This window comes from Bradyrhizobium sp. HKCCYLS2038, from assembly GCF_051167655.1.
Taxonomy (GTDB): Bacteria; Pseudomonadota; Alphaproteobacteria; order Rhizobiales; family Xanthobacteraceae; genus Bradyrhizobium.
In genome coordinates this window covers 24563-50608 of sequence record NZ_JBNPTM010000005.1, presented here as the reverse complement: position 1 = coordinate 50608, position 26046 = coordinate 24563, and the positions used below count along the sequence as shown (strand labels likewise).

General features: G+C 67.2%; 25 protein-coding genes and 1 riboswitch. Of the genes, 18 read left to right on the top strand and 7 right to left on the bottom strand.

Features of this window, described 5'->3' with window-relative positions; all coding sequences use genetic code 11:
• Positions 1 to 14 precede the first annotated feature (14 nt).
• Positions 15 to 986: an adenosylcobinamide-phosphate synthase CbiB gene (cbiB, locus tag ACQR1I_RS22185; RefSeq protein WP_434871013.1), complete on the top strand. Its 972-nt coding sequence runs from the start codon at positions 15 to 17 to the stop codon at positions 984 to 986.
• Here cbiB and ACQR1I_RS22180 read toward each other — a convergent pair.
• The 3 genes from ACQR1I_RS22180 to cobU are packed head-to-tail and all read right to left on the bottom strand — an operon-like array spanning position 973 to position 3626.
• Positions 973 to 2463: a cobyric acid synthase gene (locus ACQR1I_RS22180; RefSeq protein ID WP_434871012.1), complete on the bottom strand. Its 1491-nt coding sequence runs from the start codon at positions 2461 to 2463 to the stop codon at positions 973 to 975. The two genes, cbiB and ACQR1I_RS22180, sit on opposite strands and share 14 nt — an antisense overlap.
• A 3-nt stretch (positions 2464 to 2466) precedes the next feature.
• A complete protein-coding gene (gene cobO / locus ACQR1I_RS22175) occupies positions 2467 to 3075 on the bottom strand; it encodes a cob(I)yrinic acid a,c-diamide adenosyltransferase (RefSeq protein ID WP_434871011.1) in 609 nt (202 codons plus the stop codon).
• Positions 3076 to 3089: 14 nt separating this feature from the next.
• Positions 3090 to 3626 carry a bifunctional adenosylcobinamide kinase/adenosylcobinamide-phosphate guanylyltransferase gene (gene cobU, locus ACQR1I_RS22170; protein ID WP_434871010.1) on the bottom strand — a complete coding sequence of 179 codons (537 nt, stop codon included), beginning with the start codon at positions 3624 to 3626 and terminating at the stop codon, positions 3090 to 3092.
• Positions 3627 to 3660: 34 nt separating this feature from the next.
• Positions 3661 to 3852: riboswitch (cobalamin riboswitch) on the top strand.
• Between the two features lie 120 nt (positions 3853 to 3972).
• Here cobU and ACQR1I_RS22165 point away from each other — a divergent pair.
• Genes ACQR1I_RS22165 through cobJ form a run of 8 tightly spaced genes read left to right on the top strand, consistent with a single transcriptional unit; the run spans position 3973 to position 12903 of the window.
• Entirely contained in the window at positions 3973 to 4605 is a 633-nt protein-coding gene (locus ACQR1I_RS22165) for a HupE/UreJ family protein (protein ID WP_434871009.1), read from the top strand.
• On the top strand, positions 4605 to 4997 hold the full coding sequence (locus ACQR1I_RS22160; protein WP_434871008.1) for a DUF1636 domain-containing protein: 393 nt from the start codon (positions 4605 to 4607) through the stop codon (positions 4995 to 4997). Before ACQR1I_RS22165 ends, ACQR1I_RS22160 begins: the two co-directional genes overlap by 1 nt.
• A gap of 18 nt (positions 4998 to 5015) precedes the next feature.
• Entirely contained in the window at positions 5016 to 6053 is a 1038-nt protein-coding gene (cobW, locus tag ACQR1I_RS22155; RefSeq protein ID WP_434871007.1) for a cobalamin biosynthesis protein CobW, read from the top strand.
• A 9-nt stretch (positions 6054 to 6062) separates the two neighbouring features.
• Positions 6063 to 9482 (top strand): cobaltochelatase subunit CobN, encoded by a 3420-nt coding sequence (gene cobN, locus ACQR1I_RS22150; RefSeq protein ID WP_434871006.1) that lies wholly within the window; start codon positions 6063 to 6065, stop codon positions 9480 to 9482.
• Positions 9479 to 10759 (top strand): precorrin-3B synthase, encoded by a 1281-nt coding sequence (gene cobG, locus ACQR1I_RS22145; RefSeq protein ID WP_434871005.1) that lies wholly within the window; start codon positions 9479 to 9481, stop codon positions 10757 to 10759. The genes cobN and cobG overlap by 4 nt, the downstream gene beginning before the upstream one ends.
• Positions 10752 to 11384 carry a precorrin-8X methylmutase gene (locus ACQR1I_RS22140; protein WP_434871004.1) on the top strand — a complete coding sequence of 211 codons (633 nt, stop codon included), beginning with the start codon at positions 10752 to 10754 and terminating at the stop codon, positions 11382 to 11384. The genes cobG and ACQR1I_RS22140 overlap by 8 nt, the downstream gene beginning before the upstream one ends.
• Positions 11381 to 12139, top strand: coding sequence for a precorrin-2 C(20)-methyltransferase (locus ACQR1I_RS22135; RefSeq protein WP_434871003.1), 759 nt, complete (start codon positions 11381 to 11383; stop codon positions 12137 to 12139). Before ACQR1I_RS22140 ends, ACQR1I_RS22135 begins: the two co-directional genes overlap by 4 nt.
• On the top strand, positions 12136 to 12903 hold the full coding sequence (gene cobJ / locus ACQR1I_RS22130) for a precorrin-3B C(17)-methyltransferase (RefSeq protein WP_434871002.1): 768 nt from the start codon (positions 12136 to 12138) through the stop codon (positions 12901 to 12903). The genes ACQR1I_RS22135 and cobJ overlap by 4 nt, the downstream gene beginning before the upstream one ends.
• Here cobJ and ACQR1I_RS22125 read toward each other — a convergent pair.
• A complete protein-coding gene (locus tag ACQR1I_RS22125; protein WP_434871001.1) occupies positions 12867 to 13640 on the bottom strand; it encodes a cobalt-precorrin-6A reductase in 774 nt (257 codons plus the stop codon). The two genes, cobJ and ACQR1I_RS22125, sit on opposite strands and share 37 nt — an antisense overlap.
• 14 nt (positions 13641 to 13654) lie before the next feature.
• Between ACQR1I_RS22125 and cbiE the strand changes: the two genes are divergently transcribed.
• The 3 genes from cbiE to cobM are packed head-to-tail and all read left to right on the top strand — an operon-like array spanning position 13655 to position 16043.
• On the top strand, positions 13655 to 14890 hold the full coding sequence (gene cbiE, locus ACQR1I_RS22120; RefSeq protein ID WP_434871000.1) for a precorrin-6y C5,15-methyltransferase (decarboxylating) subunit CbiE: 1236 nt from the start codon (positions 13655 to 13657) through the stop codon (positions 14888 to 14890).
• A complete protein-coding gene (locus ACQR1I_RS22115) occupies positions 14887 to 15285 on the top strand; it encodes a cobalamin biosynthesis protein (protein ID WP_434870999.1) in 399 nt (132 codons plus the stop codon). The genes cbiE and ACQR1I_RS22115 overlap by 4 nt, the downstream gene beginning before the upstream one ends.
• Positions 15282 to 16043 carry a precorrin-4 C(11)-methyltransferase gene (gene cobM, locus ACQR1I_RS22110; protein ID WP_434870998.1) on the top strand — a complete coding sequence of 254 codons (762 nt, stop codon included), beginning with the start codon at positions 15282 to 15284 and terminating at the stop codon, positions 16041 to 16043. Before ACQR1I_RS22115 ends, cobM begins: the two co-directional genes overlap by 4 nt.
• Here cobM and ACQR1I_RS22105 read toward each other — a convergent pair.
• A complete protein-coding gene (locus tag ACQR1I_RS22105) occupies positions 16013 to 17143 on the bottom strand; it encodes a cobalt-precorrin-5B (C(1))-methyltransferase (protein ID WP_434870997.1) in 1131 nt (376 codons plus the stop codon). The two genes, cobM and ACQR1I_RS22105, sit on opposite strands and share 31 nt — an antisense overlap.
• Before the next feature lie 47 nt (positions 17144 to 17190).
• Between ACQR1I_RS22105 and ACQR1I_RS22100 the strand changes: the two genes are divergently transcribed.
• On the top strand, positions 17191 to 18531 hold the full coding sequence (locus ACQR1I_RS22100; RefSeq protein ID WP_434870996.1) for a cobyrinate a,c-diamide synthase: 1341 nt from the start codon (positions 17191 to 17193) through the stop codon (positions 18529 to 18531).
• Positions 18528 to 19184 (top strand): 5,6-dimethylbenzimidazole synthase, encoded by a 657-nt coding sequence (bluB, locus tag ACQR1I_RS22095; RefSeq protein ID WP_434870995.1) that lies wholly within the window; start codon positions 18528 to 18530, stop codon positions 19182 to 19184. The genes ACQR1I_RS22100 and bluB overlap by 4 nt, the downstream gene beginning before the upstream one ends.
• 1 nt (position 19185) lies before the next feature.
• On the opposite strand, the gene ACQR1I_RS22090 is transcribed toward bluB, so the two are convergent.
• Complete coding sequence (locus ACQR1I_RS22090; protein ID WP_434870994.1) at positions 19186 to 19911, bottom strand: formyltransferase family protein; 726 nt, start codon at positions 19909 to 19911, stop codon at positions 19186 to 19188.
• 18 nt (positions 19912 to 19929) lie between these two features.
• Entirely contained in the window at positions 19930 to 21261 is a 1332-nt protein-coding gene (locus tag ACQR1I_RS22085; RefSeq protein ID WP_434888839.1) for a hypothetical protein, read from the bottom strand.
• Between the two features lie 759 nt (positions 21262 to 22020).
• On the opposite strand from ACQR1I_RS22085, the gene ACQR1I_RS22080 reads away from it, so the two are divergent.
• The 4 genes from ACQR1I_RS22080 (at position 22021) to fliS (ending at position 25886) form a co-directional block, all read left to right on the top strand.
• On the top strand, positions 22021 to 22725 hold the full coding sequence (locus ACQR1I_RS22080) for an RNA polymerase sigma factor (RefSeq protein ID WP_434870993.1): 705 nt from the start codon (positions 22021 to 22023) through the stop codon (positions 22723 to 22725).
• 140 nt (positions 22726 to 22865) lie between these two features.
• A complete protein-coding gene (locus ACQR1I_RS22075) occupies positions 22866 to 23690 on the top strand; it encodes a flagellin (protein ID WP_009031916.1) in 825 nt (274 codons plus the stop codon).
• A gap of 58 nt (positions 23691 to 23748) precedes the next feature.
• Complete coding sequence (gene fliD / locus ACQR1I_RS22070; RefSeq protein ID WP_434870992.1) at positions 23749 to 25461, top strand: flagellar filament capping protein FliD; 1713 nt, start codon at positions 23749 to 23751, stop codon at positions 25459 to 25461.
• A complete protein-coding gene (fliS, locus tag ACQR1I_RS22065; RefSeq protein WP_434870991.1) occupies positions 25461 to 25886 on the top strand; it encodes a flagellar export chaperone FliS in 426 nt (141 codons plus the stop codon). The genes fliD and fliS overlap by 1 nt, the downstream gene beginning before the upstream one ends.
• The last annotated feature ends 160 nt before the right edge of the window (positions 25887 to 26046 follow it).

Sequence of the window (26046 nt, the reverse complement as noted above, 5' to 3'; positions counted from 1 at the left end):
TCTAGCGGAGATCGATGTTCGTCTCTCTCGCGCTCACGGCGCTCCTCATCGAGGCGGCGGTCGGTTATCCCCAGGTTCTGGTGCAACGGATCGGCCATCCCGTGATGTGGATGGGCGCGCTGATAGCATGGGCGGACGATCGCTGGAACGGGGCTGCCACCGGCTTTGCCGCCCGTCGGGCGCGCGGCATCGGGCTGGTCGTTCTGCTCGTCACGGCGATGCTGGCCGTCGGCCTGGGCGCCACATGGATCCTGCGAGCGATCGTTGGTGAGCCGGTCGTCACGATCCTGCTCGGGTGCCTTGCCAGCAGCCTGTTGGCCCAGCGCAGTCTCGACATGCATGTTGCCGCGGTCGCGGACACGCTGGAGACGGACGGGCTCGACGGCGGCCGCCGCGCGGTGGCGATGATCGTCGGACGCGATCCGGAGCGGCTCGATGAAGCCGGCGTCGCGCGTGCCGCCATCGAGAGCCTTGCGGAGAATTTCTCAGATGGCATCGTGGCGCCGCTGTTCTGGCTCGTCGTGGGCGGGCTGCCCGGGATCCTGATCTACAAGGCCATCAACACCGCCGACAGCATGATCGGTCATTTGTCGGAGCGCCATCGGGCGTTCGGCTGGGCGGCGGCGCGGCTCGACGATCTCATCAACCTGCCGGCGTCGCGGCTGTCGGCACTGTGGATTGCGGCAGCGGCCAGCTTCGTGCCGGGCGGATCTCTGGCGGCCGCGTTGCAGGCCGTCGCCCGTGATGCGTCGAAGCATCGCTCGCCAAACGCAGGCTGGCCGGAGGCCGCGATGGCGGGGGCACTGGCGCTGCGCCTGGCCGGCCCGCGCGTCTATCACGGACATCTCGTCGCCGATGCCTGGATGGGCGATGGCCGCGCCAACCTCGATGCGTCCGACATCCGGCGCGCCTTGCGGCTCTACCGCCTGGCTTGCGCAATCCAGGCCGTCTTCATCGCGGTCATCGTCCTCGTCAGGGTGCTGTAGCGGCACGCGGTGTAGGCTCACGCGCCAGCGCGAGGATGCTGGCGACGTCGACGTGGCGTTCGAGATGCGCCGCGAACGCATCCAGCGTCGCGTCGACATCGCTCTCGTAGGACAGTCCGCTCGTCGTCGCATTCAGCCCGCGCAGCCAGTGCGCGCGCAGGCGATCATCCGTGAACAGGCCGTGCACGTAGCAGCCGGCGATCTGGCCGCCGGCTGCAACGGCACCGTCGCGGCGGCCATCGGAGTAGATGAGGAAGGGGCTCCGTGCCGCCGGCCCGTCGGTGCGGCCGATGTGCATTTCGTAGCCGCGGAACGGCACCGCCTCATGGGTCAGCGTGCCGTCGACCTCGCGGAGCGCCTTGTCGTCCGTCAGCGTCGTCTCGACATCGAGCAGACCGAGCCCCGCGACCGAACCGGGCGCGCCTTCGTGTCCGGCCGGATCGCTGATCGTGCGCCCCAGCATCTGATAGCCGCCGCAGATGCCGAGCACCCGGCCTCCACGCCGCAGATACGCGGTCAGGTCGATGTCCCAACCGGTCTCGCGCAAGGCAGCGAGATCGGCGATGGTGGCCTTCGATCCCGGCAGGATGACGAGGGCGGCGTCACCCGGAAGCGGCGTGCCCGGTCGCAGGAATTGCAGATCGATGCCGGCTTCCAGCCGCAGCGGATCGAACTCGTCGAAGTTCGAGATGCGGGGATAGGCGAGCACGACCACCTTCGGCCGCCGGCTCTGTTGGTCTGCTTGCGCCGGAAGGCCAAGAGCGTCCTCCGCCGGCAAACGAGTTGCCCCGGCGAAATGTGGAATGAGACCGAGCGACGCCCATCCGGTGCGTGTCGCGATCTCGTTCATGCCCGTGGCGAACAAGGCCGGATCGCCGCGGAACTTGTTGACGAGGAAGCCAGCGATCAGCGCGGCGTCGTCCGGCGCGAGCACGGCCTTGGTGCCGACGAGACTGGCGATCACCCCGCCGCGATCGATGTCGCCGATCAGCACCACAGGGATCTGCGCTGCTTGCGCAAAGCCCATGTTGGCGATGTCTCCGGCACGCAGGTTGATCTCCGACGCCGAGCCGGCGCCCTCGACGAGCACGATGTCGGCTTCGGTAGCGAGACGATGGAAGCTGTCGAGCACGGCCGTCATCAATTGCGGCTTCATGGCCTGATAGGCGGATGCCTTGGCATTGCCGATGACGCGCCCCTGCACGACCACCTGCGAGCCGACCTCGCTCTGCGGCTTGAGCAGCACCGGGTTCATGTGCACCGTCATCGGCCGCCGCGCTGCGCGCGCCTGCAGCGCCTGGGCCCGGCCGATCTCGCCGCCGTCGGCGGTGACGGCCGCATTGTTCGACATGTTCTGCGGCTTGAACGGGGCCACCTTCAAGCCGCGCAATGTCAGCGCACGCGCGAGCCCTGCGACGATCAGCGATTTGCCGACGTCGGAGCCGGTGCCCTGGAACATGATGGCGCGTGCGGCCATGGCCTAGAACTCGATGCCTTCCTGCGCCTTCACGCCGGCCGCGAAATGGTGCTTGACGAGGTTCATCTCGGTGACCAGATCGGCGGCCTCGATCAGCTCCGGCTTGGCATTGCGTCCGGTGACGACGACGTGCAGGTCCGGACGGCGCGCGGCGAGCGTGGCAACGATGTCATCGATCGGCAGGTGATCGTAGCGCAGCGCGATGTTGAGCTCGTCGAGGATCAGGAGACGGACCGCGGGATCGGCCATCAGCTCTTTCGCCTTCGCCCAGGCGCGCTCGGCCGCTGCGACGTCGCGGGCGCGATCCTGCGTCTCCCAGGTGAAGCCCTCGCCGAGCGTGTGCCAGGACACCTGATCGCCGAACCGCTCGATCGCCTTGCGTTCACCGGTCTCCCACGCGCCCTTGCCGAACTGCACGACGCCGATGCGGAAGCCGCGGCCGAGCGCGCGCAGCATCAGGCCCCAGGCAGCGGTCGATTTGCCCTTGCCCTTGCCGGTGTGGACGATCAGCAGGCCCTTCTCGACAGTCTTGGAGGCGACCTCGGCATCCTGAACGGCCTTGCGGTTCTCCATCTTGGCCTTGTGGCGCGCATCGTCAGCGCTCTCGGTCATCGGCTCGTTCTCCTTCACTTCAATGTCAGCGGCAGGCCGGCCGCGATCAGGATCACGCGATCCGCCATGGCCGCCACATCCTGGTTCAGTCGTCCCTGCGCATCACGAAACGCGCGCGCGAGCGCATTGTCCGGGACGATGCCGAGACCGACCTCGTTCGACACGGCAACGATCGGGCCTTCCGCCGCCGCGAGCGCCTCGATCAGCTCGGCACATCGTGCCGGGACATTCATGTCGGCCAGCATCACATTGCTGAGCCACAGCGTCAGGCAATCGATCAGCATCGGCGTCCGCGCTTTCGATTGGGCGCGAACGAGGCCGGCGAGATCTTGAGTGGTCTCCAATGTCTGCCAACCCTCGGCGCGTCGCGACTTGTGCTGTGCGATGCGCGCGGTCATCTCGTCGTCGAACGCCTGCGCAGTCGCAATATAGATCCAGGGCGGCGGCTGGGCGGTCACCAGCGCCTCGGCATGGCGACTCTTGCCGGAGCGCGCGCCGCCGAGCACCAGCGTCAGGCGCGGCAAGGCGGGAGGCGGCGGGGCAGGGACCATGGGGACGATTCCGATTGACGGGCTTTGGCGCGACCCGTATCTAACAGATGACGGTTCTCCGAAAGGAGAGATTTAGGGAACATGGTGCGGGGTCAAACCCAAGGCCGTGGCTGCCCCCGCAACTGTAATCGGCGAGTGTGAGGCCAAAGCACCACTGGGAAACCGGGAAGGTGGCTTCACGCAGCGACCCGAGAGCCAGGAGACCTGCCGTCGACATTGCTGTTGGCCGACCCGTCGCGCGGGGAGTCGCGATGCTGGTTATGATCCTGCCGGAAACGGCGGGATGCCGTCGGATGCAGCGCATCGTCCGGTCCTCTGGGGGAGCCGGCAAGCGACGGAGACGGCCATGACGTTCAATCGCACCACCACTTTCGCCGCCGTGAGCCTTATTCTGCTCGCGTCCGAGCCCGCTTTTGCGCATCACATGATGGATGGCAAGCTGCCGCAGACCTTTGCGCAGGGCCTGCTCTCGGGCCTCGGCCATCCCATCATCGGGCTCGATCATCTGGCTGCCATCGTCGGCGCCGGCATTGTCGCCGCCTTGCTCGGTCGCGGTTTCGCGCCCGTGCTCGCCTTTACCACGGCGATGATCGCCGGCGTCGGTCTCCATCTGGCCAAGGCCAACATCCCCGCCGCCGAGTTGCTGGTCGGTCTGTCCACCGTAGCGGTCGGCCTGGTGGTGGCGATGCGCGGGCGTTTTGGCGTGCTGCCGGTCGCCGCGCTGTTCGCCCTTACTGGCGTTATCCACGGCTACGCGTTGGGTGAGTCGATCGTCGGTGCCGAGACCGCGCCGCTCGGAGCCTATCTCGCCGGCCTGCTTGTGATTCAGACCGTCATCGCCGCGGGGGCGTTCCTCGGTGTCAAGCTGCTGTCGGCCAAGGCCCACGCGGTTGCGCCGCTCGCGGTTCGCCTCGCAGGCGCAGCGATCGTGCTGGTGGGCGGTGTCGCTGCGGCGACGGCCGCGGGCGTGATCGGCTGATGACGGCATCGCAGATCGGTGAGACGACGCTGTTCGTCTGCACCACGTGTCGCACGCAGCTGGCTGATGCTGCGTCGGATCAGCCGCGGGCGGGAGCCCGCCTGCTGGCCGCGATCGAGACGGTGCCGACCGAGCAGCGGGCGGGCGTTGCCGTGGTCGGCGTCGAGTGCCTGTCCAACTGCAATCGGTCCTGCACGGTCGCGGTGACCGCGCCGGGCAAGTGGACCTACGTGCTCGGCGCGCTCGACCCGGACCTGCATGTGGCGGACGTGCTGACGTTTGCCCAGCTGCACCAGCGCCACGAGGCCGGCCTGCCGGCCTGGCGCGAGCGCCCCGAATACATCCGCAAGAACACCGTTGCGCGCGTGCCGGCGCTGCCGGCACGGCGATGAGAGAAGGATGATGCGGTCATGACGAAGTCATTCGCCAAGACGCCCTGCACGATCGTCACCGGTTTTCTCGGCGCCGGCAAGACCACGCTCGTGCGCAACCTGATCGAGACGGCGAATGGCCGGCGGCTCGCGATCATCGTCAACGAGTTCGGTGACGTCGGCATCGACGGCGACATTCTGAAAGGTTGCGGCGTGCCGGACTGTCCGGAGGATCGCATCGTCGAGCTCTCCAACGGCTGTCTGTGCTGCACGGTTGCCGATGATTTCGTGCCCGCGCTGAAGAGCCTGCTGGACCAGAAGGAGCCGCCGGAGCACATCGTCATCGAGACGTCCGGGCTGGCGCTGCCGAAGCCGCTGGTCCAGGCCTTCAACTGGCCTGAGATTGCGACGCGCGTCACCGTCGACGGTGTCGTCGCCGTCGTCGACGGGCCGGCGGTCGTCGCCGGACGCTTCGCCGATGACCCAGCGGCGCTGGCCGCGCAGCGTGCCGCCGACGAATCGCTCGATCACGACAATCCGCTCGAGGAGGTCTACGAGGACCAGCTGCTCTGCGCCGACCTCGTCGTCATGAACAAGAGCGACCTGATGAGCGAGCAGGAACGCAAGGACGTCGCCTCCGAGATCGCCGCGACGGTGCAGCGCGCCGTCAAGGTGATCGCGACCGAGCACGGCAAGCTGTCCGCGTCGGTTCTGCTCGGACTCGGCGCGGCCGCCGAGGACGATCTCGCGGCGCGCCCCTCGCATCACGACAACGAGGCGGAGCACGATCACGACGATTTCGAGAGCTTCGTGCTCGACATGCCGGCGCAGACCTCGCCGGAGGCACTGGTCGACCGCATCGCTGCCGCGGTCGAGGCGCACGACGTGCTCAGGGTGAAGGGATTCGTCGAGGTCGCGGGCAAGCCGCTGCGTCTTCTGGTGCAGGCCGTCGGCAACCGCATCCAGCATCAGTTCGAGCGGCCCTGGCGCTCGGGTGAAACGCGGCAGGGTCGCCTGGTCGTGATCGGCGAGCGCGGCCTCGATGCCGCGGCCATCAAGACGCTGGTCGCGGGCTAGGCGAGGGCGATGCACCTCCTGGCGACATCCGGCGCTGATCTCGACGACCTCGAACAGGCCGTGGATCTCGCGCAGTCGCCAGCGGAGATCGTCGTGCTGTCGTTCTCCGACACGGACTTGTCGGCCCTGGCGGAGGCGTGGTCGGCCGCGGCGGAGGAACTGCCGAGCCTGCGTCTCGCCAGCCTGAAGCGGCTGAAGCACCCGATGTCGGTCGATCTCTACATCGATCGCGTCGTGAGCGGTGCGCGCGCCGTCGTCGTGCGCTGTCTCGGCGGGCTCGATTATTGGCGCTACGGACTCGAGCGCATTGCCGCGGTCTGCCGCAGCCGCAACATTCTTTTCGCGGCGTTGCCCGGCGACGATCGCGCCGATGACAGGCTCGGTGAGCTCTCGACCTTGCCGGCAGAGGTCACCGCGCAACTCTACGGCTATCTGCACGAAGGCGGCGTCGGCAACGCGCGCGAGTGCCTGCGCTATCTCGCCGCGCTGCTCGGCCGCGAGACGCGATTTGCCGAGCCGCTCGCCATCGGTTCGATCGTCGGCTTCGTGCCGGACCGCGGCGCTGTTGCCGTCGATGAACTCTGTCGTTGCGACGACGCGCGCCCGACCGCGTTGATCGTGTTCTACCGTGCGAGCCTTCTCGCGGCAGACACCGCGGGGATCGCCGAACTGATGCGGGCGCTGGAGCGCAACAGGCTCTCGGCCTTGGCTGTCGCGGTCACCAGCCTGAAGGATCCCAGCATCGTCGAGCCGCTGAATCGGCTGATCCTCCAGCGGCTTCCTGCAATCATCCTGAACGCCACTGCGTTCTCGGCGTTGCGCGACGACGGCACGACCGTGTTGGATGTTGCGGACGCACCCGTGCTGCAGATCGTGCAGGCGCAGAGCACCGAAGAGGCGTGGTCGACCTCGTCGCGCGGGCTGTCGCCGACCGACCTCGCCATGAATGTGGTGCTGCCGGAGCTCGATGGACGGTTGCTCGCGCGGACCATCGCGTTCAAAGGGGAGACGGCTGCGGACGAGCGCCTCCAGTTCAGCGCGTCGCGCTATGTTCCGCAAACCGATCGCATCGCCTATGTCGCAGAGCTTGCAGCGGGCTGGGCGCGGCTGCGGAGCTTGCCGGCGAGTGAACGCCGCATCGCGCTCGTTCTGTCGGACTACCCCGCGCGCGGCGGCCGCCGCGGCTACGCCGTCGGCCTCGATACGAGCGCGAGCGCTGCCGCCATCGCCCGGCTGCTGGCTGACGCCGGATACGACGTCGGTGAGGCTCCAACGACCGCGCAACTGGATGCGCTGCTGCGGGATGATGCGGATGAGTTTGTCGTGCCGCTGTCGAATCATCGACGCGCGCTTGCGCTGTTGCCGGATGAACTCCGGCGCGCCCTGCTGGACAGTTGGGGTGAGGCGGACGCTGATCCGGCGTTTCGCGACGGCGCGTTTCGCTTCCCCGTGCTGCGCGCGGGCAAGCTCTTGATCCTGCTGCAGCCGGACCGCGGCAGCCGCGCCGATCGCAAGTCGGGCTATCACGACACCACTGTGCCGCCGCGGCATGCCTATGTCGCCCTCTATGCGCATCTGCGCGAGGCCGAGACCATCGACGCGATGATCCATCTCGGCGCGCATGGCACGCTGGAATGGCTTCCGGGCAAGGCGCTGGCGTTGTCCGGCACATGCTGGCCCGAAGCGGTGCTCGGCGCGCTGCCTGTGATCTACCCCTTCATCGTCAACAATCCCGGCGAAGCCATGCAGGCCAAGCGGCGGCTCGCTGCGGTGACGCTCGGGCATCTGACGCCGCCTCTGTCGCAGGCGGGCCTGCACGGTCCTCTGCTCGAATTGGAGGGATTGGTCGAGGAATATGCCGAGGCCGATGGGCTGGACAAACGTCGCTTGAGATTGCTGGAAGACGAGATCATCGCGCGTGCCTGGCAGAGCGGGTTGGCCGCCGATTGCGGGCTCGAGCGCACGATGACCGGACGCGAGGCGATCGCGCAGCTCGACGCGCAATTGTGCGACATCAAGGAGCTTGCCGTCCGTGATCGTCTGCATGTGTTTGGCGAGAAGCCGGACCCCGCCGCGACCGCTCTGCTGAGCGCTGCGATCACGGCCGCCGCCGGTCAAGCGGGCGGTGCTGTCGATGCCGCCGACGTCGAGGTCCGGATTGCGGCAAGCGCGGCCGCCGAGAGCAAAGCCTTGCTGGCAGCCCTCGCGGGGCGCCGCGTCGCTGCAGGGCCGGCGGGAGCACCGAGCCGTCGCCGGCTCGACGTGCTGCCGACCGGCCGCAATCTGACCGCGATCGATCCGCGCGCGATCCCGACGCGGACGGCGGCCCTGGTCGGCGTACGCGCTGCCGATGAAGTGATCCGGCGCTATCTTCAGGACCATGGCGACTACCCGAAATCGCTGGTGCTCGATCTCTGGGCGTCGGCGTCGCTGCGCACGGGAGGCGACGATCTCGCCCAGGCGCTGGCCTATCTCGGCGTCCGGCCGCGCTGGGACCTCAACTCCAATCGCGTCACGGGGGTCGACGTGTTGCCGCTGGCGGTGCTCGATCGCCCGCGCATCGATGCGACGCTGCGGATCTCCGGCCTGTTCCGCGATCTGTTCGAAGCGCAGATCGCGCTGTTCGATCTCGCCGTGCAGACCGTCGCGGCGCGCGACGAAGACGATGCCGACAATCCGCTGGCGGCCGCACGGCGCCGCGGCGAGAGCCTTGCCCGCGTGTTCGGCGGCGCTCCCGGCAGCTACGGCGCCGTCGCTGCTGATCTCGCGCTGGGGATGAACTGGACAGATCGTTCGCAGCTCGGCGAGGCCTATCTCGACAGCACCGGCTTCAGCTTCGGTGGTGCGCATGACGGCGCGCCGGCGTCCGACGCTTTCCGTGCGCGCGTTCGCAGCGCCGATGCGCTGGTCCACGCCCAGGATGATCGCGAGCGCGATCTGCTCGACGGTGAGGAGGTTGCCGATTTCGCCGGCGGCTTCGCCGCAGCCGCCGAAGCGCTCGGCGCGGCGCCCGCGCTGCTGCATCTCGACACCAGCCGTCCCGACGCGCCGAAAGCGCGGACCTTCAGCGAGGAGATCTCGCGCGTCGTGCGCGGCCGTCTCGCCAACCCGCGCTGGATCTCCGGCATGCTTGCGCATGGCTATCGTGGTGTTGCCGAGATCGCGCAGGGGATCGACGCGCTCTACGCTTTCGCCGCCACCTCCAACACCGTTCCCGAGCATCTGTTTGATCTGGCGCATGGGACGCTGCTGCGCGACGAGGCAGTGTTGGAGGCCATGCTCGCGCGCAATCCGGCTGCCGTCGCTGCGATCGTGTCGCGGTTCGAGGACGCGCTGCGCCGCCAGCTCTGGGTGCCGCGCCGGAATGCGGTCGCGCACGAGCTCGCTGCCGCCGGCGCGCGACTGGCGCAGACGGAGAGAGCAACGTGACGGCCGCGGTCGAGATCAAGGGATGGTGTCCGGGCGCGCGCCGGCCGATGCCGAGCGGCGACGGGCTCGTCGTTCGTGTCCGGCCGCATGGCGGCACATTGCCGATTCCAGCATTGCGCGAACTCGCCGAGGCCGCGCAGCGCTTCGGCAACGGCCAGATCGACCTGACGCGGCGCGCCAATCTGCAGATTCGCGGTGTCTCGCCCGAGACGCTCGCGCCGCTTTGGGAAGTCATGGACGCGCTCGCGCTGCTCGACGACAGCGCGGAGATCGAGGCGATCAGGAACATCGTCGTCAATCCGCTGGCGGGACTCGATCCGGCTGAGATCATCGACATCCGCCCCGTCGCTGCTGCATTGGAGCAGCAGCTCGCGGTGGACCGGGCGCTGCACGGGCTGCCTGCCAAGTTCGGCTTTGCGCTGGATGGCGGCGGGAAGCTGCCGCTCGCGGGCCTTGCGGCAGATATCCAGCTCAAGGCCGTTGGCCGGGACAGCGAGCGCCGCATTGCCGTCGGCCTCGATCGGGAAGATGGCGTCCTGTGGCTCGGCACGACTGCGCCTGCGGACTCCGTTCGGGCCGCGATGCGACTCGCTCACCATGTGCTGTCTCACAGCCCGACCCGCCGCTCCGCAACGCTGCCTTCGGACGCAATCGATGCGGTCATTGCCGAGCTTCGGCTCGATGCCTCCACCGCGATGGCGATCGATCCAGCCGCGACAGCGCAGCAGCGACGTGGTCTCATCGCGTTGACCGGGCAGAGCTGCGCCATCGGCATCGGCGTCCCATTCGGTCGCCTCGACAGCGCAACGCTGACGCAGCTTGCGGATCGGCTCGCCGAACGGAATGTTTCCGAGGTGCGGCTCTCGCCGTGGCGTGCGCTTTACGTCGCTGCAGATCGCGCTGTTGCCGAGCGCATCGTCACGGATGCGGTCGGGATCGGTTTGATCGTGGACGACGCGGATCCGCTGATGCGCATTGACGCCTGTTCTGGCGCAGGCTGCTGCGCGTCGACTCAGCTTGCGACGCGCCAGCATGCCCGCGTGCTGGCGGCGAAGATGGCGCACACGCGGTTCGCCGGCTCTTTACACATCTCCGGCTGCGCCAAGGGTTGCGCGCGCTCGGCGCCGGCCGATGTCGTGCTGGTGGGCGACAGCGGCCTCTATCACATCGTTCGCAACGGCACGGTGAGGAGCGCAGCTCAGGGCGTGCTCGATCCGGCCGCCCTCGATTTGGCCGGAAACGGGCTGTTCGAAACAGGCGAGAAGGCCCATGTCTGATCTGCGCGACTACATCAAGGATGGCGCGGAGATCTATCGCCGCTCGTTCGCCACCATCCGTGCCGAGGCCGATCTGTCGCGCTTCCGCGGCCTGGAGGAGAAGATCGCGGTCCGCATCATCCACGCCTGCGGCATGGTCGAGATCACCTCCGACATCGCGATGTCCGAGAGCTTCGCCGTCGCGGCGCGGGCCGCGCTCGATCGCGGCGCGCCGATCCTGTGCGATGCCAAGATGGTGGCGCAGGGCATCACGCGGGCGCGGCTGCCGGCCAAAAACGAGATCATCTGCACGCTGCATGATGCGAGGGTGCCCGCGCTCGCCGCGCAGCTCGGCACGACGCGATCGGCGGCGGCGCTCGAGTTCTGGCGGCCGCATCTCGGCGGCGCGCTGGTGGCGATCGGGAATGCGCCGACCTCGCTGTTTCATCTGCTCGACATGCTCGATCAGGGCGCGCCGCGCCCTGCGGCGGTGATCGGAACGGCGGTCGGATTCGTCGGCGCGCGGGAGTCGAAGGAGGCGCTCGCGGCTGACGGCCGGGTGCCGTATCTGATCGTGAAAGGGCGCAAGGGCGGCAGCGCCATGGCGGTCGCCGCGGTCAATGCCGTCGCGAGTGACGTCGAATGAGCCTGCTCGACACCATCGCAGGCGCGGCCGAGGCGGCGACGCTTTACGGCATCGGCGTCGGTCCCGGCGACGTCCGCTATTTGACCTTGCGCGCCGCCGGCCTGATCCGATCGGTCGACGTGGTCGCGTTCTTCGCCAAGCGCGGCATGGAAGGCAATGCACGGCGGATCGTCGCGCCGTTGATCGAGACTGGCCGTCACGAGCTGCGGCTGGAATATCCGGTCACCGAGGAGGTGCCGGTCGCCGATCCTTCCTATCAGGCGCAGATCGGAGACTTCTATCACCGCGCGTCCGACAGCATCGCGGCGCATCTTTCGGCGGGCCGCTCGGTCGGCCTGTTGTCGGAAGGAGATCCATTTTTTTACGGCTCGTTCATGCACATGTGGCGCCGCCTCGAAGCCGATCATCGAGTCGAGGTCGTTCCTGGTGTCACGGGCATGTCCGGCTGCTGGACCAAGGCAAACGTTCCGATCACCTGGGGCGACGACATCCTGTCCGTGCTGCCTGGAACGCTGGACGAGGACGTCCTGCACGACCGGCTGACGCGCTGCGAGGCCGCCGTGATCATGAAGGTCGGCCGCAATCTCACCAAGGTGAAGCGCGCCGTCGCGCGCGCCGGCCTGCTCGAACGTGCGATCTACGTGGAACGTGGAACGATGGAGGCGCAGCGCGTCGTGCCGTTGGCCGAGGTCGAGCAGGATCGCGGCCCCTATTTCTCGATGATCCTGATCCCGGGGCAGGGACGCCGGCTGTGACGGGCACGCTCACGATCGTCGGCGTCGGCCCGGGGCGGCCCGAACTCATGACACCGGCCGCGTCCGAAGCTATCGCCGCTGCGACGGATCTGATCGGCTATGGCCCTTATCTCGACCGGGTGACGGCCAACCGTGCGGGACAGGTCCGTCACGCCAGTGACAACCGCGTCGAGCTCGATCGCGCCCGTCACGCGCTGATACTGGCGAGCAGCGGCCGGCAGGTTGCGGTGGTGTCCGGCGGTGATCCCGGCGTGTTTGCAATGGCTGCCGCGGTGTTCGAGGCCGTCGAGGCTGGACCGTCAGAGTGGCGCGGCCTCGACATCCGCGTCGAGCCGGGTGTGACGGCGATGCTCGCTGCGGCCGCCGAGGTGGGGGCGCCACTCGGCGGCGATTTCTGCGCGATCTCGCTGTCGGACAATCTCAAGAGCTGGGCCACGATCAGCCGCAGGCTGGAGGCAGCCGCCGCGGCCGACTTCGTCATCGCGCTCTACAATCCGCTGTCCAAGGCCAGGCCGCATCAGCTCGGCCAGGCGTTCGCGCTTTTGCGCACGGTCAAGTCCCCCGCGACTGCCGTGGTGATGGTTCGCGCCGCAGGGAGCGGTGAGGCGAGGTCCATCATCACGACGCTGGGCGAGGTCGATCCCGAATCTGCCGACATGCGCACGCTCGTGCTGATCGGATCGACGGCCACGCGCCTGATCCCTCGCGAGGGAAAACGGCCGTTCGTCTACACGCTGCGCCGCGAGGTCGAGGGCGACCGATGAGCAAGCTGCGCTTCGAGCCACACCAGCGCTGCGCCGGCGCTGTCAAGCGCCACGCCATGCGGCTTGTCGGGTCGCGCGATCATCACCACGGGTACACCGAGCATGCGTGCGGCCGAAATCTTCGGATACGTAGCGGCTCCGCCGGAATTCTTCGAAACGACGAAGCCGATGCGCTCCTGGTCGAGGAAGGCCCGCTCCTTGGCGTCGTCGAACGGACCACGGTCGAACACGAAGCGGATGTCGGGCGGCAGCGCGATATCGCCGGGCGGATCGATGGTGCGCGCGATGTAGTGGTGCTGCGGGGCTGCGGCAAAGGCTTCGAGCTCCAGCCGTCCCAGGCTGAGGAAAACGCGCGCCGGGTCCTGTCCGAGAGCGGCAGCGGCCGCCTGCGGTGTCTCGACCTCGATCCAGCGATCACCGTCCTGGCGCTGCCATTCCGCGCGCCGGATCGACGCCAGTGGCAGCTTGAGTGCCTGACACGCCGCGACGGCATGCCGCGACATCTGGTCGGCGTAAGGATGCGTCGCGTCGATGACCGCATCGATCGCATGATCGGCCAACCACGCCTGCAGTCCCGCAATGCCGCCGAAGCCGCCGATACGGGTCGGCAGCGGTTGCGGCCGGGGCGAGATCGTCCGGCCGGCCAGCGAGAGCGTCGCCGCGAAGCGATCGTCATCGGCGAGCAGCTGTGCCAGCTCCGAGGCTTCGGTCGTCCCGCCGAGAACGAGAATGCGCATGCGGGGCAGGGTCCATGGTGAATCCGGGCGCAACTTGCAACGCCAAGCGCTGGCTGTCCATCGTCGGCATCGGCGAGGACGGCGTCGATGGTATTTCGATGCATGCGCAGCGTCTCGTGGCACAGGCGGAGTTGGTGGTCGGCGGCGTGCGTCATCTCGAACTGGCTGCGTCGCTGATCAGCGGCGAGCGGCTGGCATGGCCGAGCCCGCTGCAGCTGGCATTCGACCAGATCGCCGCGCGCGAAGGACAGCCGGTCGTGGTGCTGGCGAGCGGCGATCCCTTCAACTTCGGCGTCGGCAAGCAGCTCATGCAGCGCTTCGCGGCGAAGGACATGCTGTGCGTCCCGCAGCCTTCGGCGTTCAGTCTTGCCGCGGCGCGGCTAGGCTGGGCGCTGCAGGATGTCGCCCAGGTCACGCTGCATGGCCGCGCCCTCGAAGGCATCATCCGTCACCTCACGCCGGGCGCCCGGATCCTGGCGCTGGCCTGGGACGGCACGACGGCCGGAAAGCTCGCGGTGTTGCTGACGTCACGCCGCATGGGGCGCTCGCGCCTGACGGTGCTGGAGGCGATCGGCGGCGCGCAGGAGCGCGTGCGCACCACGGTGGCCGCGGGCTTCGATATGTCGGACATCCATCCGCTCACGACGCTCGCAATCGAAGTGGAAGCCGAACCCGATGCGCCGGTGATTCCGCTCGCCGCGGGTCTCGCCGATGATCTGTTCGACCATGACGGTCAGATCACCAAGCGTGACGTCCGTGCGGTGACGCTGTCAGCGCTGGCGCCGAGGCCGGGCGAACTGTTGTGGGACGTCGGGCTGGGATCCGGCTCGGTGGCGATCGAATGGCTGCTGCGTCACGGCTCGCTGCGCGCGATCGGCATCGAGGCGCGGCAGGACCGCGCCGACCGCGCCATGCGCAACGCGCTCGCGCTCGGCACGCCTGATCTCAAGGTGGTGCTGGGGCGCGCGCCGGCGGTTCTCGCGGATCTCGAACGACCGGATGCGGCCTTCATTGGCGGCGGGATCTCGGTGCCGGGCGTGTTCGAAGCCGTGTGGTCGCAGCTGAAGCCGGGCGGCCGGCTCGTGGCCAACGTGATCTCGCTCGAAGGCGAGGCGCGTCTGATCGATCTGTTCGACAAGCATGGCGGCGAGCTGATCCGGGTTGCGGTGTCGCGCGTGGAGCCGGTCGGGCGCATGCATGGCTGGCGACAGGCGATGCCGGTGACGCAATGGCGGGTGAGCAAGCCATGATCGCATTGGGGATCGGCTGCCGCCGCGACGCCATTGCCGCGGACATTGAAGCGGTCATCGCCCAGGCGCTCGACACCGCGTGCCTCGCCGCCGGCGATGTCGCCGTGGTCGCGACTGCAACAGACAAGCTGCGCGAGCCCGGACTGATTGACGCCGCCAAGCGGCGCGGATGGCCGCTGCTTGGCCTCGACACGAGCGATCTCAAGCTCGTTGCCGGTCTTGCCTCCACGCGAAGCGATCGCGTGCAGCGCCTCAAGGGTCTGCCCTCGGTCGCCGAGACCGCAGCGCTAGCGGCCGCCGGTCGCAACGCGCGCCTGATTCTGCCGCGCATTGCCAACGCGTCAGCAACCTGCGCCGTCGCAGCGGGCGACGGTGCTGCGGAGGATGGCCGATGACCATCCATTTCATCGGCGCCGGACCGGGCGCAGCAGACCTGATCACCTTGCGCGGCCGCGATCTGATCGCACGCTGTCCGGTCTGTCTCTACGCGGGCTCGCTGGTGCCGAAGGCGCTGCTCGCGCATTGTCCGCCCGGCGCGCGCATCGTCGACACCGCCCCATTGTCCCTCGACGAGATCATTGCCGAGATGGCGCGGGCGACTGCCGCCGGTGAAGACGTCGCCCGACTGCATTCCGGCGATCTTTCGATCTGGAGCGCGTTGGGCGAGCAGTTGCGGCGCCTCGACGCGCTGAAGATTCCTTATACGATCACACCCGGCGTGCCGTCCTTCTCGGCAGCGGCCGCGGCGCTCGGCCGCGAGCTGACCTTGCCGGGATTGGCGCAGACCGTGGTGTTGACGCGGACGTCGGGCCGTGCCTCCGCCATGCCCGAGACGGAGCAACTGGCGTTGTTCGCGCAGTCGCGCGCGACGCTCGCGATCCATCTTTCGATCCATGTCCTGGACAAGGTCGCAGCCGAGCTGCGCCCGCATTACGGCGACGATTGTCCGGTCGCCATTGTCTATCGTGCGAGCTGGCCGGACCAGGTCATCGTGACCGGCACGCTCGCCACCATCGTCGACCGGATCGCGGCGCAGGCCATGGAACGCACCGCGCTGATCCTGGTTGGTCGCGCGATCGGTGCTGACGATTTCCGCAACAGCGCCCTGTATGACGCCGACTATCAGCGGCGTTTTCGCGGGAGGGGCGAGTGAGCCGGTCCGTGATGTCGTCCGACCAGCCGGCCGTCGCGATCGAACACGGCGATATCGAGCGCGATGTCGTCTTTGCCGAGCGCACGGTGCGCCGTCTGCCACGCGGCGCGGGCGACGATGTCGCCGGCGGGAAATCCGGCCCGCTCGGCCTCCTGCAGCACCTGCAACGCGGTGTTGGCATTGCGGGCGGCCGTGACCAGCGCATCCGGCGCGCCTGCGGCTTGCAGCACGCCGGCGAGCCAGCCGAGATCGACCTCGCCGGCGCGCGAATGCAGATCGAGCAGGCCCTGGCCGAGCTTGGTCATCTTGGCGAAGCCGCCGGCGACCGTCACGCGCGCGACCGGATGGCGCCGCAGATATTTCAGCATGCCGCCGGCGAAGTCGCCCATGTCGATCAGCGCCGTGTCCGGCAGCTGATAGAGCTGCTGGACGGCTTTCTCCGAGGTGCTCCCGGTCGCGCCCGCCACATGCGGCACCCCAGTGGCGCGTGCGACGTCGATGCCGCGATAGATCGAGTGGATCCAGGCGGCGCAGCTGAAGGGCACGACGATTCCGGTCGTGCCGAGAATGGAGAGGCCGCCGACGATGCCGAGCCGCGGGTTCAGCGTCTTCTTCGCCAGCTCCTCGCCGCCCGGAATGGAGATCTCGACGATGACGTCGCGCGTCGCGCCGTGCGCGGCGGCGGCCTCGTTGATTGTAGCCGCGATCATCTCACGCGGCACCGGATTGATCGCCGGCTCTCCCGGCGCCAGCGGCAGCCCCGGCCGTGTTACCGTGCCGACACCGGGACCCGCGCGAAAAATGATGCCGGAGCGCGCCGCGCCACGTTGCACGGTCGCCCTGATCAGCGCGCCATGGGTGACATCGGGATCGTCGCCGGCGTCCTTCACGACGCCGGCCGTCGCGTTTCCATCGCCGGTCTCGTGCATGGCCACTGCAAAGCTGACGCGGCGTCCGCCGGGCAGGGCGATCTCGACCATCGCGGGACAGCTGCCGGTGATCAGCAGCTCATAGGCCGCGCGCGCGGCCGCGGTCGCGCAGCTGCCGGTGGTCCAGCCACGCTTCAGTGGTCGGTTCGGCGGATCCGCCAGTTCCATCATGCCCGACCGCATAGCACATTTTGCAGCCGCGCGGCGGTGCTCCGGCCATGACGGCGGGCTTGCCGAAGGGGATCATCATCGCCGCGCCGCGCTCCGGCGCCGGCAAGACGACGATCACGCTCGGGCTTCTGCGCGCGTTCGCTGCGCGCAGCACGGCCGTGCAGCCGTTCAAGTGCGGCCCCGACTATATCGATCTCGCCTTTCATTCGGTCGCCGCAAGGCGGACGAGCTACAATCTGGACAGCTGGGCGATGTCGGCGCCACAGCTGACGGGGCTCGTCGCCGATGCCGGCAATGGCGCCGACATCTGCGTCGTCGAGGGCGTGATGGGCCTGTTCGATGGCGCGCCGCAGCCGGGGCGTGCGGGCCGGGGCTCGGCCGCCGATCTCGCAGCCTTGCTGGGCTGGCCGGTGGTGCTCGTACTCGACGTGAGCGGCCAGACCGAGACCGCCGCGGCCGTCGCGCTCGGCTGCGCGCGCTTTCGCAACGACGTTCATGTGGCCGGCGTGATCCTCAATCGGGTCGCCAGCGCGCGGCATCGCGCGCTGATCGCGCCGGCCTTTGCCGGCGTCGGAATCCCGGTGCTCGGCGCGCTGGCCCGCGATGCGCAACTGACCTTGCCGGAGCGGCACCTTGGCCTCGTGCAGGCGCAGGAGATCACGGCGATCGAGCCTCACCTCGATCGCCTCGCGACCTGCATCACGGCATCCGTCGACCTGGATGTGGTGCTTGCACTGGCGCAACCGATGCGCGGCACGGATCATCCATCCCCGGCAGCGCGCTTCGGCATCGATCCTCCGGGGCAGCGCATCGCATTGGCGTCCGATGCCGCCTTCTCATTCAGCTATCCGCATCTCCTGCAGCATTGGCGCGCCGCGGGCGCTGAGATCGTGCCGTTCTCGCCCTTGAACGACGAAGCGCCTGATCCGGCGGCTGATGCGGTCTGGCTGCCGGGCGGCTATCCCGAACTGCATGCGGGGCGATTGGCGTCGGCGCGATCCTTCATCGACGGCTTGCGCAGCATGGCTAGGCGCGGTGCCGCCGTTCACGGCGAGTGCGGCGGCTACATGATGTTGGGCACCGGGCTAGAGGATGCCCAGGGCCTGCGGCACGCGATGGCCGGGCTGCTGGCGCTCGAGACGTCGTTCGGCAAGCGCCGCCTGCATCTCGGCTATCGCCACGCGACCTTGCTGGCCGACTGCAGCCTGGGCCGGAAGGGCGCATCCGTCCGCGGCCATGAATTCCACTATGCGACGATCCTGAGCGAAGCCGACGATCCGCTGATAGACTGTCGCGATGCATCGGATCTGGCCATCGCCGAGCGCGGCGCCCGGCGCGGCTCGGTGACGGGATCATTCCTGCATGTCCTGAGCGGGGGCGAGCGATGAGCGATCACGGTTCGAGCTCACCGACATTCGACGCGGCCTTCCGGCAACGCTTCGCCGAACTGGTGCGCTGGCGCCGCGACGTCCGCCGCTTTCGCTCTGATCCGGTCCCTCCTGAGCTGCTCGATGCGCTGCTGGCGCTCACCGCTCACGCGCCGTCGGTCGGCTTCTGCCAGCCCTGGCGGTTCGTGCTCGTCGAAAGCCCGGAGCGCCGAAGCGCGATCGTCGAGAATTTCAAGAGCGCGAACCAGGCCGCGCTGGCCGGCTATGACGGCGAGCGTCGCGCGCTCTACGCCGGCCTCAAGCTCGAAGGCCTCACCCAGGCGCCCGTGCATCTTGCGGTGTGCGCCGACGAGGGCGCCCCGACGGGCCATCGTCTCGGACGCGCCACGATGCCGGAAATGCTGCGCTACTCGGTGGTCGCGTCCATTCAGACGCTCTGGCTCGCGGCGCGCGCGGAGGGACTTGGTGTTGGCTGGGTCTCGATCCTCGATCCCACGGCGGTCACTCGCGATCTCGCATTGCCGTCGGAGTGGACACTGATCGCCTATCTCTGCATCGGCTGGCCGCAAGAGGAGCACGACGATCCCGAGTTGGAGCGTCACGGCTGGGAAAGGCGGCTCGATCCGTCCGTGATCAAGCCGCTCAAGCGCTAGCTCACGACGCCAGCGCCAGCGCGGGCGCGTCGACTGTGACCGGCTCCACGGGCGAGGGCGCGTCGCCCTGCAGCTGAAACCTCATGCCGTGCAAAGTGAGCGTGAGCGGAATGCCGCGGAAATCGTCGTGGAATGCGCGGATGCGGCGCTGCATTTCGGCGGCGCCGATATCGGCTGGCATGGAGCACATCCCGGCATACATCCGCTTCGTGCTCCTGATCCCGCTCCAGCCGACGGCGAGCGCCGGCAGCGGGCCGGCATGGCAGGCGAGGTCGTGCGACATCCGCCAGAACAAATAGGCGAGACGCACGAAAGCCATCTGCTCGAGACCGCGCACGTCAAGTCCATTCGGCACGTCGAAGGTCTCGACGCCGACGATCGCGCCGCAGTCGACGCGCGCCTCCATCGCATGCGCCGTTGCGCCAAAACGTGTCGCGCCATCGTACATCGCGAAATGAGCCGGCGCCCAGCCTGGATAGTCGGGTGATGCCGGATGAAAATTGTAGGCACCGTGGCCGAGCGCCGAGAGAATGTCAGCTGGCACGATCACGCTGGTCGTGAAGGCGAGCAGCCGTGATCTGCCGAGCAGATCGCACTCGATGGCCTCGAGCTCCGCCAAAGTGACCACGCAGCGAAAGGAAAGGGCAGAGTTGTGAGCCCTCAGCAAGGCGGTGAGCGCGAGGTGCTGATCGCGGCTGCCGGTCAGAAGGATGATGGTGTCGAACATGGTCTGCCTCGTCTGTCCTCAGCGGCGATAAGCCCTGATATTGGTGGAGGATTGTGTGGCGTCTGCTGCCGCGATGGCTTGAAATAGATTGGGCGCCAGCTCCTGCCCGGTCACGATTTCGACCACCAAATTGCCGGCGCCGGTTGCGGCTGCACGTGCGGCGTGAACCTCCGGCTGCGAACAGCACAATGACAGCTCGAATCGAGCGAAGCCGCCGCAACGGGCGGTGAAGGCGCGCGCCAGCGCATCGATGCTGTCAGCGACTGCGCGCGCGCTGCCTGCCACGTCGAGCAGGATCACGGTGACGGCCTTGTCCGAGTTGGCTTCAGAGCCAAGGACGAGCAGCGACTCCGCTGGACCTGCACGGCCGGCCCGGCGTGCCGCCCTGACCATCGCAGCAAATTCCGGATCAGGACCGAGTTCGCCGATCAAAGGCTTCAAGTTGTGGACGATCGTTGCATCGCGGCTCGCAGCTTCACCGGCGATGGCGTGGTAGGAGCGCGGCAGCCAGACGGTGTCGAGCGCGATCTGGGAGCTCGCGGCACTCCAGGCCTGATCGATCAGATAACCGTCCCAGACATCCGGGCAGGATGATGCGATCTCCTGCCACGTTCTGAGCATCGCAGCGGCCGCCTTCGACGGACCGAAATACAGCGTGCGCGCCGACATCTCCCAGCCGTTCCATTTGTGGGCGGCAAAGTCGCAGCCGGCAAGATGGGGAAGGGTGGGCGCCGCCTGAAACATCACGTCGGGATCTACGTAGAGCAACCGCCCGCCGTGCCGTTGCCACATGCGTGCGATGAAGTTTGCCTTGTCCGCCGCGGTCAGGTGCTGTCCGTCCCGACATTCGACGGCCTCGATGTCGAACGCAAGTCCGAGCCGCTCGAGCGAGCGTCTGAGGTGATAGACGTGTAGGTCGCCCAAGGTCCTGGGATGGCAGGACACGATGCGCGGCGCGCATTCTGCACCCGTCACTTTCGATATGGGCCACGCGAGGCCGCCCCACCAGAGCTGGTGCGGGCCCTCGGCCGATGCGCCGACGGTTCCAAACTCCGTGAGCTTCGATTTCAGGAAGTCGAATGCCGGATTCTCGCCGAACGGGATCAAGACCACGTCGCGCCGGTTCAGCGAGCCGTACAGCAGTTCGGCTCCCGCGCCGGTCGGCGGATCGATCACGACCATGGTGCGGCTCTCGCGAGCAGAGACGCGATCGCTCCAGGGCGCAACAGGTCCGAATGTCTGCGACAGCCATCGTACGCGCCGTTCCTGTTGCCGGCCAAGTCTGACGCCGTACGCGCGCAAGTCCTGCGCGGGGTCGGAATCGATAGCCTCTGCGTCTCGTCCAGTCATGCGGATCCTCCTGCACAATAGAACGGATCACGCCGGCCAATCAGGCGCATCGATCTCTCGTCATCGCGTAGATGCCGCGATGCGCGTGCAGTCGCGGTTCGGCACGGAGCGCGCGAGTGGCGTTTCGAAATGTTGCTACAAACATTTCGGCTCGTAGCGCCGATGTTCATCGAAACAATCAGCAACACTGGCGGAGCGGTTGGACACGAATGCACACATGCAGCAACGGCGCCTGGCGCAAAGCGCAGGTCGCGTCACTCCATCTCTGTTGTGACTACAACGGATGAGTTCGAAAGATCAGGCGCGCGATATCGAAAAAAATCGTCACAAGATGCGAACATCGCTCTCTCGGGTGACTGACAGAGTCAAAAAATCAGGTAGTTTCTTCTCGATGATTCGGAAAAAATTGCCGGGGCCCGATCGGCGTCGGGCAGCGGAATCCGGATGGAGCCATTCCACATCGTTCATGTCGGACACGGCTCGTGTGCGTTGTTAGTACGCGTGATCGCTGCGTTTTCTCCTGCTGGCGTCGTCCTCCGGAATGAATTCTGTCATGCCGACTAGCGGCTCAACGAGCTCGATGAACGTTTGGTGCTTGATCGGGAGGCGGCAAAAACTGCCTGGCGCTAGGCAAAACGTTCCATGTAAGCACTTGAGAAATCACGCAAATACTCCGCCTGATAATTCCGTTCGTGGCGTTCAACGATCGGAAGCCGTCTGCGGCCAGCGCATTCGGCATTGCGGGTTGGAGATGCGGAAATGAGCTACGCGCTGGACGTCTGTGCCCCCGCCGAAGGCGTCACGCCGAGCGAGCCGGCGGCTGCCGCGGCCGCAAGCGTGCCGTGGAGCGAATCGGTCAGCACCGTACCCGACTGCATGCCGCCGGGCGAAGCCGTCGTGCTCGACGAGGACAGCGATCTGCTCGACCGCTTGGCAACCGGAGATGAACTCGCCTTTCGCCTGCTGGTCGAGCGCCACATCGACCGTGCCTATGCGATTGCGCTCCGCATCGTCGGCAATGCGGCGGATGCCGAGGACGTCGTGCAGGACACGATGCTGAAGGTGTGGACCCATCGCGGGCGCTGGCAGCATGGACGGGCGAAGTTCTCGACCTGGCTCTATCGGGTCGTCAGCAACCGCTGCATCGACATCCGCCGCAAGCCTCGGACCGAGAATGTCGACGTCGTGCCCGAAGTGGCCGACGGTAAGCCGGATGCGGCGAGCGTGATCGAGCGCGCCGAGATGAGCGACCTTCTCGAGGCGGCAATGCAGCGTCTGCCCGAGCAGCAGCGCATCGCGGTGATCCTCTCGTATCACGAGAACATGAGCAACGCCGAGATCGCCGGGGTGATGGATACGACCGTCGCCGCGGTCGAGTCGCTTCTCAAGCGCGGGCGCCAGCAGCTGCGCGACATGTTGAGGCGCTACGAGCGCGACATCCGCGGCGCCTTCACCGACTGCTAACCATGAGCGTTCCGGTGCTGCAGATTTTGCGCCTGATGCCGGCAGGTCGCTCCGTTTGATCGGACAGACGGGGCTGATCCGCACCGTCAGTCCCTTCCCGGATCCGGCGCGTGCCGCCGATCACTCATGGAGTTCTCACCGTGCCCGCCATCTCGACCAACATCGCCGCCAACTCGGCAGTCCGCTACCTGAACATCAACTCCAACCAGGAAACCAGCTCGCTCTCCAAGCTGTCGAGCGGCTCGCGCATCACATCGGCGTCCGATGACGCAGCCGGTCTGGCGATTTCGACCCGCATCTCGTCCGATATCACCACCTTGCAGCAGGCGGCGACCAACACGGCCCAGGCGACGTCGATTCTTCAGACGGCCGACGGCGGTGCGTCCAATATCAGCGACATCCTGGCGCGCATGAAGTCGCTCGCCTCGGAATCGGCTTCGGGCACGACGGTCGGAACCAGCCGCACCTACATCCAGTCGGAATTCTCGCAGCTGATCAGCGAAATCGACTCGATCGCGACCGGCACGCGCTATAGCGGCCAGAGCCTGCTCGATGGCACCAGCACGTTCTCGGCCGGCGTCTCGGTTCTGGTCGGCTCGTCGGCGACCGACACGATCAACATCAAGCTGTCGGATCTGACCTCGGCCACGCTCGGCGTCTCCACGCTCGACGTCAGCACGCAGGCCGGCGCGACCACCGCGCTGACCGCGCTGGACACCGCCATCGACACCGTTTCCAAGGCGCGCGCCGATATCGGCGCCCAGGAATCGCGCTTCAACTTCTCGTCCGACTCGATCTCGACGCAGACGCAGAACCTGCAGTCCGCCAATTCGGCGATCAAGGACGTGGACATCGCCTCGGAGCAGGCGAAGCTGTCGTCGGCCCAGGTGAAGACCCAGGCCGCCGTGTCCGCTGAAGCGGCCGCCAACCAGATCCCGCAGTATCTCCTGAAGCTGCTGGGCTGAGCCGTGATCTGCCGGGCCGGCGTCAGGCCGGCCCGGGTCTTTCTGCGGAGGGTGTCGAATGACCGTGAGCAGCGCGACCTCGAGCACGAGCAGCACGGCGTCGTCGTCATCCTCGTCGACGAGTGCGAGCAGCTCGCTGACCACGTCGGGGACGAGTACCACCAGCACGATCGACTGGACGGCGCTGATCCAGTCCGCGGTGAATGCCAAGCTCACCCAGGCGACCCAGATCTCCACCAAGATCACGTCCAACCAGGCCAAGATAACCGCATATCAGACGCTGCAGACGGCGCTGAAGACGCTGTCGTCGGGATTGTCGTCGCTGGCGACGTCGATGGTGAACTCGCTCGCGACCAACGCCTTCGCGACCCGGTCCGCCACCATCGGCGCGACCGGCGACGTCAGCGCGTCGTCGGCCCTGTCGATGTCGGTGAACAACGGAGCGGCGACCGGAAGTCACACGCTGACGATCGGCCAGATCGCCACCGCCCACAAGGTCGCGGGAGCGACCCAGTCCAGCCAGACTGCTGCGCTCGGCTATGCGGGCACGTTCTCGCTCGGCCTGTCCGGCGGCAGCACGTCCGACATCACGATCACGAGCGACATGTCGCTGCAGGACGTGGTCGATTCGATCAATGCCCAGACCTCAACGACCAATGTCGAGGCGTCGATCGTCCAGGTCTCGAGCGGGTCGTATGAGCTGGTGCTCACAGGCACGCAGGACGCCGCCGATATCACCTACGCAAGCTCGTCCGGCGAAGACATCCTCAACAAGCTCGGGGTGACCGACAGCTCCGGCGCCTTTGCCACGGTGCTGCAGACGGCTCAGGCGGCAGAATTCACGCTCGACGGCATCAGTCTGACGCGAGATACCAACGACATCTCCGATGTGCTGAGCGGCGTGACGTTCGACCTGCTGCAGGCGACGCCGTCCGGGACCACCTTGAATATCAGCATCGGCACGGATACGAGCCAGATCTCCTCGGCGCTGCAGACCTTCGTCACCAACTACAACGCGTTCCGGGATGCTGTCATCGCGCAGCAGACCACGAACTCCGACGGAACGGCCGCATCCAGCGCGGCGCTGTTCGGCGACGGCACGATGCGCGACATCATGAACACGCTTCAGGCCGTGCTGGGAACCTCGGTTGGCGGATTGACGATGGCCGACCTCGGCTTGTCCTTCAACGAGAAGAACGAGCTCGAACTCGATACCGGCACCCTGTCGACGATCCTCAGCACCAATCTCGACGGTGTCACGACGCTGCTGTCGGCGCAGACCAAGACCTCGTCGAGCCAGCTCAGCGTCGTCAATACCGGAACGTCCCCGCAATCATTTTCGCTGGATCTCACGGTGGATTCGTCCGGCAATCTCACGGCTGCTTCGGTGGCGGGCGACAGCTCGTTTTTCACCGTCAGTGGCAACACGATCGTCGGCAATTCCGGAACGATCTATGCCGGCATGGCCTTCACCTATAGCGGCTCGACGTCGCAGTCGATCACGGTGACCTCGACGCAGGGGCTCGCCACGCAGCTCTACCAGATCGCGAAGACGGCCTCGTCGAGCACCGGGTCGCTGCAGACGCTGATCGACAACCTGACGTCCCGTGACGAGACGCTGACGACGAAGGCGAACGACATCAAGAGCGCCGCCGCAACGTTTCAGACCCAGCTCACGGCGCAATACGCCAAATATCAGGCGGCGATCGAAAGCGCGAACAACACACTGACCTATCTGAAAGCCCTCCTCAACGCGAGTTCGAGTAACTGATGACCCAGAATGCGACGGCGCAACGTGCAAGTCAGGCTTATCGTGGTGCGGCGGTGGCGGTTCCGCCGCTGCGCGCCGTCATCATGCTGCTCAACGGGGCCGTAAGCTATCTGCAGAAATCGTTGCAGGCCCAGGAGGCGCGCTGCTTCGAGGAGGGGCATGGCCACCTGACCCGCGCTGTCGCGATCCTGCGCGGGCTGAGCCTGCACCTCGACACGGCGCGGGGCGGGGTGGTCGCCGAGCAGGTGTTCGGGACCTACAACGCACTAATCCTGGCCGCTCTGCGCGCCCATGGCCGTCCGCATATGCGCGAGAATCTGCAGCGGATCATCGACAGCCTGGTGGAATTGCGCCAAGCCTGGGAGGCCGTCGAGGTGGCGGCGCGGACCAGGCGAGGTCCGGCCGATCCGGCGAATCGCCGGTAGGCGACGAATCAGAGGCCGCGTGCATCGCGGAAACCTCTCGAAACCGACCAGAAACGGGCAGCATCGTCCGATGTCTGCGGTACTCATTGCAGGCCGTCGTGCAGATGCACCCCAGAATCTACGGGGTTTTCAGGCCTGACCTCGCCTTCGACCCATTGCG